Origin of the sequence: Pseudokineococcus marinus, assembly GCF_013004605.1 — a bacterium.
GTDB classification, from domain to species: domain Bacteria; phylum Actinomycetota; class Actinomycetes; order Actinomycetales; family Quadrisphaeraceae; genus Pseudokineococcus; species Pseudokineococcus marinus.
This window is the reverse complement of the sequence record NZ_JABEMA010000120.1, coordinates 1-9,087: the sequence shown is the minus strand read 5'-3', so window position 1 is coordinate 9,087 and position 9,087 is coordinate 1. Positions and strand designations below refer to the sequence as shown.

The 9,087-nt window shown below is 76.1% G+C and carries 7 protein-coding genes; 3 read left to right on the top strand and 4 right to left on the bottom strand.

All coding sequences use genetic code 11. The features are described 5' to 3' along the window. Positions 1-12 precede the first annotated feature (12 nt). Positions 13-2,046, bottom strand: a complete 2,034-nt coding sequence (locus tag HLB09_RS09305) for an ABC transporter ATP-binding protein (RefSeq protein WP_171203108.1) — start codon at positions 2,044-2,046, stop codon at positions 13-15. A gap of 158 nt (positions 2,047-2,204) precedes the next feature. On the opposite strand from HLB09_RS09305, the gene HLB09_RS09300 reads away from it, so the two are divergent. After that, positions 2,205-2,699 carry a MarR family winged helix-turn-helix transcriptional regulator gene (locus HLB09_RS09300; RefSeq protein ID WP_212770822.1) on the top strand — a complete coding sequence of 165 codons (495 nt, stop codon included), beginning with the start codon at positions 2,205-2,207 and terminating at the stop codon, positions 2,697-2,699. 60 nt (positions 2,700-2,759) lie between these two features. Here HLB09_RS09300 and HLB09_RS09295 read toward each other — a convergent pair whose 3' ends face one another. After that, positions 2,760-3,353 (bottom strand): dihydrofolate reductase family protein, encoded by a 594-nt coding sequence (locus HLB09_RS09295; protein ID WP_322790102.1) that lies wholly within the window; start codon positions 3,351-3,353, stop codon positions 2,760-2,762. A gap of 121 nt (positions 3,354-3,474) precedes the next feature. Here HLB09_RS09295 and HLB09_RS09290 point away from each other — a divergent pair, with 121 nt between their 5' ends. After that, positions 3,475-3,867: a TIGR03618 family F420-dependent PPOX class oxidoreductase gene (locus HLB09_RS09290; protein WP_171203107.1), complete on the top strand. Its 393-nt coding sequence runs from the start codon at positions 3,475-3,477 to the stop codon at positions 3,865-3,867. 154 nt (positions 3,868-4,021) lie between these two features. On the opposite strand, the gene HLB09_RS09285 is transcribed toward HLB09_RS09290, so the two are convergent. Continuing rightward, positions 4,022-5,482: a S8 family serine peptidase gene (locus tag HLB09_RS09285; RefSeq protein WP_171203106.1), complete on the bottom strand. Its 1,461-nt coding sequence runs from the start codon at positions 5,480-5,482 to the stop codon at positions 4,022-4,024. A gap of 178 nt (positions 5,483-5,660) precedes the next feature. Further along, on the bottom strand, positions 5,661-7,028 hold the full coding sequence (locus HLB09_RS09280; protein ID WP_171203105.1) for an NAD(P)/FAD-dependent oxidoreductase: 1,368 nt from the start codon (positions 7,026-7,028) through the stop codon (positions 5,661-5,663). A gap of 242 nt (positions 7,029-7,270) precedes the next feature. Between HLB09_RS09280 and HLB09_RS09275 the strand changes: the two genes are divergently transcribed. After that, positions 7,271-9,087: MDR family MFS transporter (locus HLB09_RS09275; protein ID WP_171203104.1), on the top strand; the 1,817-nt coding region annotated here is incomplete at its 3' end.

Sequence of the window (9,087 nt, the reverse complement as noted above, 5' to 3'; positions counted from 1 at the left end):
GTCCCGCTCGGGTCAGGCCGGCAGGGCCGCGTCCTCCTCGACGCCCTCGGCCGCCGCGACGAGCCGCGCGTAGGCGCCGCCCGCGGCGAGCAGCTGCGCCGGCGGCCCCTGCTCGACGACGCGCCCGCCGTCGAGGACGGCGACGACGTCGGCGCCGCGGACCGTCGAGAGGCGGTGGGCGATGGTGATCGTCGTGCGGCCGCGGCTCGCCTCGTCGAGCGCCGCCTGGACGGCGCGCTCCGTGCGCACGTCGAGGGCGCTCGTCGCCTCGTCGAGGACGAGCACGCGCGGGTCGCGCAGCAGGGTGCGGGCGATGGCGAGGCGCTGGCGCTCGCCGCCGGAGAACCGGTGCCCGCGGGCGCCGACGAGCGTGTCGTAGCCGTCGGGCAGCCCGGCGAGCAGGTCGTGCACCTGGGCGCGCCGCGCGGCGTCCTCGACCTCGGCGTCGCTGGCGCCGGGGCGGGCGCGGCGCAGGTTCTCCCGGACGCTCGTGTGGAGGAGGTAGGTCTCCTGCGAGACGACGCCGACGACCTCCGAGAGGGTGGCGAGGCGCAGGTCGCGCACGTCGACGCCGTCGAGCAGCACGCGGCCCTCGGTCGGGTCCTGCAGGCGCGGCACGAGGGAGGCGAGCGTCGACTTGCCCGACCCGGTGGCGCCCACCAGCGCGAGCGAGCCGCCCGCGGGCACGACGAGGTCGACGCCGTGCAGGGCCGGGGCGGCGCCGGGGCTCCCGTCGGCGGCGGGGTAGGTGAGGCCGACGCCCTCGAGGCGCACCTCGCCGCGGACGGTCGCCGGGTCGAGCTCGACGGGGCGCTCGGGGTCGTCGACGTCGACGGGCAGGTCGAGGTACTCGAAGATCCGGCTGAAGAGGGCCATCGACGAGGTGACCTGGACGCCGACGTCGAGCAGGCCCAGCAGGGGGCGGAAGAGCGCGCCCTGCAGGCCGGTGAAGGCGACGAGCGTGCCGATGGTCATGCCGCCCGACGTCGCCGGCAGGCCCGCCGCGAGGTAGACGGCGGCGGGCACCGCGGCGAAGACGACGGACATCGTGGCCCAGCGCCACCGCCCGGCGAGCTGGCTGCGCACCTCGAGGCCGACGAGGTCCTCCGACGTCGCCCGGAAGAGCGCGCTCTGGCCCTCGCCCGTGCCGAGCGTGCGGCTGAGGGTGGCGCCGCTGACGGACAGCCCCTCCTCCACCTGGGTCTGCAGGTCGGCGAGCCGGCGCTGCCGGGCGGCGGTCACCGACCGCCGCATGAGGGCCACCTGCCGCGTGAGCCACACCGACGGCGGCACGACGACGAGGGACAGCAGCGACAGGCGCCACGAGAGCACGGCCATGGCCACGGCGGTGCCGACGACCGCCGTGACGTTGGCGGCCAGCGACGTCGCCGTCGAGGTGACGACGGACTGCATGCCGCCGATGTCGTTGGTGAGCCGCGACTGCACCTCCCCGCCGCGGGTGCGGGTGAAGAAGCCGAGCGACTGGCGCTGCAGGTGCGCGAAGACGCCGGTGCGCAGCTCGTGCATGACCGCCTGGCCCACGGTCGTCGACAGCCACGTCTGCCCGACGCCGAGGAGGGCGGTGACGACGGCGACGCCGACCATGCCCGCCACCGCCCAGCCGAGCAGGCGGAGGTCCTGCTGCGGGAGCGCGTCGTCGATGACGGTCCGCACGAGGAACGGCGTCGCGAGCGCCACCGCGGACGAGGTGACGATGAGCGCGACGACGACGGCGACCTGCCACCGGTGCGCGGCGAAGAGGCCGGCGACGCGGCGCAGGGAGACGGGGGAGCGCTCGAGCTGGGCGCGGTCGGCCGGGTCGACGCGGCGGGCGCCGCGGCCGCCGCCGGTGCCCGTGCCGCCGTCCGGACGGGGTGGGGCGTCGGCCGGCCGGGTGCGGGGGGAGGGGATCGACGTGGTGGCACGTCCTCTCGGTCGTCGGTGCGCCCTCCCGAGGGGGGCGATGTGTGGCCATGTCGCCCCCGGGCGCGGGCTCGGCGGGGCGATGTGTGGCCATGTCGCCCCGGTGGGGCCACGTGTGGCCATGTCGCCCTGCCGGAGAGCGGGTCGAGGGCCGCATGGCCACACGTCGCCCTCGCGGTGGGGTGGAGGAGGGCGACATGGCCACACGTCGCCCCCCTCGAGTGATGCGGAGGCTACCTCACGATGAGGTGAAGCCAGCGGGCCGCTCTAGCATTCCCGTCGTGACGGACGACGCCGCGCGGCCCTCGCCCCCGGCGAGCGCCCCGCCGGAGCAGCAGCCCGAGCTCCCCGAGCTGCTCATGCGGGCGGCGCGGACCCTGCGGCGCCGCTGGGTCGCCGTCCTCGAGCCGCACGGCCTCTCCCCGCACCAGGCGCGGGCGCTGCGCGCCGTCGTCGCCGCCGACGGCCTGCGGGTGTCCGACCTGGCCGCGGCCCTGCGCATCGCCCCGCGCTCGGCCACCGAGGTGGCGGACGGGCTGCAGACGGCGGGCCTCGTCGTCCGGGCCGCCGACCCGGCCGACCGGCGCGCCGTCGTCCTGCGCGCCACCGACGCCGGGCACGACCTCGCCGCCAAGGTCGAGCGGGCGCGGGCGGAGGACGCCGAGGCGCTCGTCGCGCGGCTGGACGCCGCGGACCGCGCCGAGCTGGCGCGCCTGCTGCGCCTCGTCGCCGACGACCAGCCCGAGCGGGCGGGTGGCTGCACGACGACGGCGTAGAGGCCGTCCTCGTGCTGCCACCTCGCCGGCGGCACCGGGACGGCGCCCCGGGGTGGGGGCTCAGTCCTCGTCGCGGTCCGCGGGCGGGTGCACGCGGTACGTCGTCTGGACCATGCCGCCGCCGAGCACCGCGGTGCGCAGGTGCTGGAGGTCGACGTCGCCCGGCAGCGGGCCGAAGAGCGTCTCGCCGCTGCCGATGAGGACGGGCACCGTCGAGAGGGTCATCTCCCGGACGACGCCCGCCGCGAGGCACGACTGGACGGCGCGGCCGCCGTCGACGTAGACGCGGCGGTGGCCGTCGCGGGCCAGGGCGGCCAGGGCGTCCTCGAGGTCGCCGTGGACGGTGACGCGCTCGTCCTCGCCGCGGGCCATCGACGAGCTGAGCACGTGGACGGGCCGGTCCTGGTAGGGCCAGCTGTCGAAGCCCGCGATGACCTCGTAGGTGCTGCGGCCCATGAGGACGGCGTCGACGCTGGCCACGAAGTCGCGGAAGCCCGCGTCCCCGGCGGCCTCCCCGCGGCTCGTGAGCCACTCGAGGTCGCCGTCGAGGCGCGCGATGAAGCCGTCGACCGACAGCCCGATGTACACGCACCCCTCGACGCCCGTCGTCCCCGTCGCGCCCGCCGCGTCCGTCCCCGCCGCCTCCGTGCTCACGGGCGGGAGTCTGCCCGGCGGCGCCGACGACGGCCCGGCGGCGCGCGGGGGCGGCTCGCGGCAGGGTGGCCGGCAGCGCCCGGCGCGGCGCCGCTCGCCCCCACCCCGAGGAGACGCCCCCGTGGACCTGCCCGACGACCTGCTCGACCTGCTCCGCCGCCCCAGCCCCTGCTACGTGACGACGCTCATGCCCGACGGGTCCCCGCAGACGACGCAGACGTGGGTGGACACCGACGGCGACCACGTCCTCGTCAACACCGTGGTCGGGTACCAGAAGACGCGGAACGTCGAGCGCGACCCGCGGGTCAGCGTGGCCGTGGCCGACCCCGAGAACCCCTTCCGGTACGTGGCCGTGCGCGGGCGGGTCGTGCGGACGACGACCGACGGCGCCGCCGAGCACATCGAGGCGCTCGCGCAGCGGTACACCGGGCGCCCCTACGCCTGGTACGGCGGCCGCGACCAGCAGCGCGTCGTCCTCGTGGTCGAGGCCGACCGCGTGCACCGCATGGGCTGAGCCGCCTCCCGTCGAGCGCTCGACGCCGCGCCCGCGGCCCCTCGTGCGAGGGACCGCGGGCGCGGGTGCGGCTGGCGGGGTGAGCGGGCGGGAGGTGCCGCCGTCACGAGGAGGGCTGGGTCACCGGGAGGGCTGGGTCACCGGGACGGCTGGGTCACCAGGACGGCTGGGGCTCCCAGGTGCCGGTCGACCACGAGCGGCGCGAGAAGCTGTCCGCGGACCAGGAGCGGCGCGAGAAGTCGTCGCTGGACCACGAGCGCCGCGAGAAGTCGTCCGTCGACCAGGACCGGCGCGACCAGTCGGCGCCCGACCAGCTGCGGCGGGTCCAGTCGGCCGACGCCCACGTGGTGCCGAGCCAGGAGGTGCCCTCCCAGCCGTCGCCGGTCCACGTGGAGCCGCGCCAGGTGCCGCCGTCCCAGGCGGTGCCGGCCGAGGAGGCCTGCGCCCAGGCCGCGGCGTCCCACGGCTCGCCGAAGACGTCCTGCTCGCCGGTGAGGACGACGCCGTCGTCGGGGTCGACGACGTGGCTGCCCGCGCGGGCGGCGTCGAGGGTGCCGAGGCCGGTGGACGGCGCGAAGGACTGCTGCACCGCCGGGCCGACGTCGCCGGCGGCGACGAGCGCGTAGGCGCCGTCGACGTCGAGCTCGCCCGCGCCCTGCGTCGGGTCGTCGCTGCCCGGGAGCCGGTCGGCGCTGCGCACGAGCGCGTTCTTCACCTGGTCGGGCGTCAGCGTCGGGTCCGCCTGCAGGAGGAGCGCGGCCGCGCCCGAGACGACGGCCGCCGACTGCGACGTGCCCGTCCCGCGGAAGAGCCGCCCGCTCGCGTCGCCGGTGACGAGGCCCTCGGGGTGCTGGACGTCGGCGAGCGACCCCGGCACGCGGAGGCTGACGACGGACTTGCCCGGCGCCAGGAGGTCGGGCCGGCGCTCGTCGGTCCCGTCGTTCGTCCACGAGCCCACGGTCGTGGCCCCGGGGTCGCTCGAGCCGTGGTGGTCGCTGGACCCGACGGCGAGGACGAACGGGTCGACGGCGGGCATGGTCAGCCGGGTGGCGCCGTCCTCGCCGTCGTTTCCGGCCGCCGCCACGACGACGATCCCGGCGCGCCAGGCGTTCTCGACGGCGTGCGCCAGCGGGTCGAGGGTCGAGGGCTGCACCGAGTCGAGGCCGTAGGAGAGGTTGAGGACGCGGACGTCGTGGTCGGCGCGGTGGGCGACGACCCAGTCGATCGCGGCGATGACCTGCGTGACGTCGGCCCCGCCGTCGGCCGCGCCCACCTTGAGGGAGACGAGCGTCGCGCCGGGCGCCATGCCCACGAAGCGCCGCGGGTCGGCCTCGCCGCCGGGGACGACGGCGCTGTCGCGGCCGGCGATGATGCCGGCCATGTGCGTCCCGTGGCCGTAGCCGTCGACGTAGCGCGTGCCCTCGGCCTGGGACTCGAAGGAGAGGTCGGGCCCGTGGACGAGCTTGCCGGGCGCGCTCACGCCCTCGACGGGCGCGACGCCGGTGTCGAGCAGGGCCACGCCGACGCCGGCGCCCGTGAGGTGCGCGGACGGGTCGCGCGGGTCGACCTGCGCCCACACCTGCTGGGCGCCCGTGCGGCGGGTGATGGACACCATCGACCCGAGGTCGGCGCCTGCGACCCAGGCGCCGGTGCGGCTCGCGTCCTCGTCCTCGCGGGTGTCGTCGTCGCCCCACTGGTCCTCCGACCAGCCGGCGCCCGCGGCGGGTGCCGCGGGCGGTCCGGGAGGGCGCGGGTCGCGCCCGGTGGTCGGCTCGGGAGAGCCGTGGGGCGCCTCAGGCGGCGCGGCCGCCCTGCTTCTCGAGCTGCGGGTCGCGCTCGGCCTCCGGCTCGTCGGACTCGCTGCGGCCGGCCTGCGGCACGCGGCGGGGCTCGCCGACGATGACGTTCTGCATGCCGGAGCGGGAGACGTAGTGCGAGGCGATGTTCGTCAGCGCCGCGAGCCGGTTGCGGAAGGAGTGCAGCAGCGTGATGTGCAGCCCCATCCACATGAGCCAGCCGATGGCGCCCGTGAACTTGCCCTTGAAGGGCCACTTGATGTCGGCGACGGCGCTGTAGCGGCCGACGATCGCCATCGTGCCCTTGTCGCTGTAGGAGAAGGCCTCGGTCGGCTGGCCGGCGAGGAGCTTCTTGACGTTGGCGGCGGCGTGCTTGCCCGTCTGGATGGCGGGCTGCGCCAGCTGCGGCAGGGGCGCGCCGTCGACCGCGCCGACGTCGCCGACGGCGAAGACGGCGTCGCTGCCCTGGATGCGCAGGTCGGGGTCGGTCTGCAGCCGGCCGCCGCGGCCCTGGGGGAAGCCCCACTCCGACAGCGCCTTCGGCGCGGAGACGCCCGACGTCCAGATGGTGAGGGCCGAGGGGATCTCCTCGCCGCCCTTGAGCAGGACGGCGTCCTCGCGGACCTCGGCGACGGCCGAGCCGAGCCGCAGCTCGACGCCGCGCTGCTCGAGCGAGCGGCGGGCGTACTGGCGCAGCGAGTCGTCGAAGGGAGCCAGGACGAAGTCGAGCATCTCGATGCAGACGACCCGCACGCGCGAGGGGTCGAGCTCGGGGTAGTTCTCCGCCACGTAGGTGTTGCGCAGCTCGGCGATGGCACCGGCCATCTCGGTGCCCGTGGCGCCGCCGCCGACGACGACGATGCACGGCGGCTCCCCGCCGGTGTGCTTCGCGGCCGACTCGAACGCCGTCATGAGGCGGTCGCGCACCTCGACGGCGCCGTTGCGCGTGTACATCGTCAGCGTGTGCTCCTCGGCGCCCGGGATGCCGAAGTAGTTCGCCGCGATGCCGCTGGAGACGATGAGGTAGTCGTAGGCGACGTCGTCGCCGCCCTCCATGCGCAGGACCTTGTTCTCGGCGTCGACGCCGGTGGCGGTGCCCTGGCGGAAGCCGACGCGACGGCGACCGCCGGTGAAGGTGCGCAGCGAGTAGGTGACGTCACCGGGGTTGAGCCCGCCGGTGGAGACCTGGAAGAGCAGCGGCTGGAACGTGTTGTAGGCGTTCTTGTCGACGAGGAGGACGTCGGCGTCGACACCGTCGAGCTCGCGGACGGCCGACAGGCCGGCGAACCCGGCGCCGAGCACGACGACCTTCGGTCGGCCGGTGGTGCGGCCCTGGGGTCGACCCGTGGTGGCGGTGGTGGACAAGAGGACTCCTCAGGGCGCTCTGGCGGACTCGTGCTGGGGCTCTGGCGGTCCCCAGCGTAGGGACAGCGGGTGACCTGCGTCTCGTCAGGGTCGCCGCGCTCGCCCCGACCTGCCCGGTGCGCCCTCCCGCGCGGGGGCGCAGACGGGGACGAGGCCTCGGGGACGGCGGGCGGTCGGGTGCCGGGGGCACCTACCCTCTGCGCGGGGGACGCCCCTCCCGCCGACCGCCCGCGAGGACCGCCATGAGCCGCTCGAGCCCCGCCACCGCCCCCGCCGGGGGAGACCCCGCGCCGACCGCGCAGCAGCGCCGGCAGCGGGCCGCCGCCGCGGACGAGCGCCGCCGGCAGCGCGCCGCCGCGAGCGCGCCGGCCGGCGAGGACGGTGGCTTCTCCCACCGCCAGGTCCTCACCGTCCTCGGCGGGCTCATGCTCGGGATGTTCCTCGCCGCGCTCGACCAGACGGTCGTCTCCACGGCCATCCGCACCATCGCGGACGACCTGCAGGGCTACGACCTCCAGGCCTGGGCCACCACGGCCTTCCTCATCACCTCGACGATCTCGACGCCGCTCTACGGCAAGCTCTCCGACATCTACGGCCGCCGGCCGTTCTACCTCGGGGCCATCGCCGTCTTCGTCCTCGGCTCGGCGCTGTGCGGCGTCTCGACGTCGATGTACGAGCTGGCCGCCTGGCGGGCCGTGCAGGGCGTCGGCGCCGGCGGCCTCATGTCGCTGGCGCTGGCGATCATCGCCGACCTGGTGCCGCCGCGGGAGCGCTCGCGCTACCAGGGCTACTTCATGGCCGTCTTCGGCACCTCGAGCGTCCTCGGGCCGGTGATCGGCGGCTTCTTCGCCGGCCGCGCCGACATCCTCGGCCTCGACGGCTGGCGGTGGATCTTCTGGGTCAACGTGCCGCTCGGGCTGCTGGCCGTCGCCGTCGTCGTCCGGGTCCTGCACCTGCCGCACGAGCGCCGCGAGCACCGCATCGACGTGGCGGGCGCCCTCTCGCTCGTCCTCTTCCTCGTCCCGCTGCTCGTCGTCGCCGAGCAGGGCCGCACCTGGGGATGGGGCAGCGGGGGCGCGCTGGTCGCCTACGCCCTCGGCGCCGTCGGCCTCGTGGCCTTCGTGCTGGCCGAGCGGCGCATCGGGGACGACGCGCTGCTGCCGCTGGCGCTCTTCACCAACCGCACCTTCCTCGTCGGCGGGCTCGGCAGCGTCGTCGTCGGCATGGGCATGTTCGGCGGGCTGCTGCTCCTGCCGCAGTACCTGCAGATCGTCGGCGGCAGCACGCCCACCGAGGCCGGGCTGCAGATGGTGCCGCTCGTGCTCGGGATCATGACCGGCGCGCTGTCCTCCGGCATCGCCATCTCCCGCACCGGTCGCTACAAGGTCTTCCCGGTGACGGGTGCCGTCCTGCTCACCGTCGCCCTGCTCTCGCTCTCGCAGGTCGTCGGTGCCGACACGCCCTACTGGCAGCTCGTGCCCTTCATGGTGCTGACGGGCCTCGGCCTCGGCTTCAACTTCCAGCCGGTCGTGCTGGCGGTGCAGAACGCCGCGGGGCCGCGCCAGACGGGCGTCGCGACGTCGTCCGTCACCTTCTTCCGCCAGATGGGCGGCACGCTCGGCACCGCCGTCTTCCTCTCGGTGCTGTTCACCCGGTTGCCGGGCGACATCCGCAGCTCGGTGCAGGAGGCCGCCGCGGCCGACCCGCAGCTCGCGTCGCGGCTGCAGCAGGTGCCGACGGGGCAGGGTGCGCTCTCCGACACGTCCTTCATCCAGCAGCTGCCCGACGCCGTCGCGGCGCCGTTCCGCGCCGGGTTCTCGACGTCCATCGACGCCGTCCTCCTCATCGCGGCGTGCGTCGTGGCCGTCGGGGTCGTCGTCATGGCCTTCCTGCCGCAGGTGGAGCTGCGCTCGCAGTCGGGCCTGCAGGCGCGCGCCGCCGACGGCGGGGCCGGCGCGGGCGCAGGCCCTGGAGCAGGTGCGGGCGCGCGGCCGGAGGCGAGCGCGCCGGACGACCGGGACGCCGGCGCCGACACCGCCCTCTCGGGCGCTGCCGCGCT

Bases quoted from the DNA above. Each gene is read 5' to 3' on its own strand.
- HLB09_RS09305 (WP_171203108.1), bottom strand. From the start codon at position 2,046: ATGGCCACACGTGGCCCCACCGGGGCGACATGGCCACACATCGCCCCG.
- HLB09_RS09285 (WP_171203106.1), bottom strand. From the start codon at position 5,482: ATGGTGTCCATCACCCGCCGCACGGGCGCCCAGCAGGTGTGGGCGCAG.